Source organism: Pseudoalteromonas sp. SWXJZ94C (assembly GCF_015864385.1).
Classification (GTDB): domain Bacteria; phylum Pseudomonadota; class Gammaproteobacteria; order Enterobacterales; family Alteromonadaceae; genus Pseudoalteromonas.
In genome coordinates, this window is the sequence record NZ_JADYXF010000133.1 from 1 (window position 1) to 1,143 (window position 1,143).

1 protein-coding gene is annotated in these 1,143 nt (G+C 45.0%); it reads right to left on the reverse strand.

What is annotated here, in order from left to right; translation table 11 throughout:
• Positions 1-6: 6 nt before the first annotated feature.
• Positions 7-1,143 (reverse strand): elongation factor Tu (tuf, locus tag I6F65_RS21375; protein ID WP_197114838.1); only part of this gene is annotated, 1,137 nt, incomplete at its 5' end.

Genomic DNA, 1,143 nt, shown 5'->3' on the forward strand with positions numbered 1-1,143 from the left:
TAATAATTACGCTACGATAGTTGCTACAACACCAGCACCTACAGTACGACCACCTTCACGGATAGCAAAACGAAGACCTTCATCCATCGCGATTGGCGCGATTAGAGTTACTGTCATCTTGATGTTATCACCAGGCATTACCATTTCTACGCCATCTGGTAACTGTACGTCACCAGTTACGTCAGTTGTACGGAAGTAGAACTGTGGACGGTAACCTTTGAAGAATGGAGTATGACGACCACCTTCATCTTTCGAAAGTACGTATACTTCTGAAGTGAATGTAGTATGTGGGTTGATTGAACCAGGCTTAGCTAGTACTTGACCACGTTCAACGTCTTCACGTTTAGTACCACGTAGAAGTGCGCCGATGTTTTCGCCAGCACGACCTTCGTCTAGAAGCTTACGGAACATTTCAACACCAGTACAAGTAGAACGAGTTGTATCATTGATACCAACAATTTCTACTTCGTCATTGATGCGGATGATACCAGCTTCAACACGACCAGTTACAACAGTACCACGACCCTGGATTGAGAAAACGTCTTCGATAGGCATGATGAAAGGCTTATCGATGTCACGCTCTGGCTCTGGGATGTAAGTATCAAGTGCGTTTGCAAGCTCAATAATCTTATCTTCCCACTCTTTCTCGCCTTCTAACGCTTTAAGCGCAGAACCAGCGATTAGAGGTAAGTCATCACCTGGGAAATCGTATTCTGAAAGAAGTTCACGAACTTCCATTTCTACTAGTTCAAGTAGCTCTTCGTCATCAACCATGTCACATTTGTTCATGAACACGATGATGTAAGGAACGCCAACTTGACGAGAAAGAAGGATGTGCTCACGAGTTTGTGGCATAGGGCCATCTGTCGCAGCAACTACTAAGATCGCGCCATCCATTTGAGCAGCACCAGTGATCATGTTTTTAACATAATCGGCGTGACCAGGACAATCTACGTGTGCGTAGTGACGTGAAGGAGTATCGTATTCAACGTGAGACGTTGAAATAGTGATACCACGTTCGCGCTCTTCAGGAGCGTTGTCGATTGATGCGAAATCTTTAGCAACACCGCCGTATACTTTTGCAAGTACGTTAGTGATTGCTGCAGTTAGTGTAGTTTTACCGTGGTCAACGTGGCCGATTGT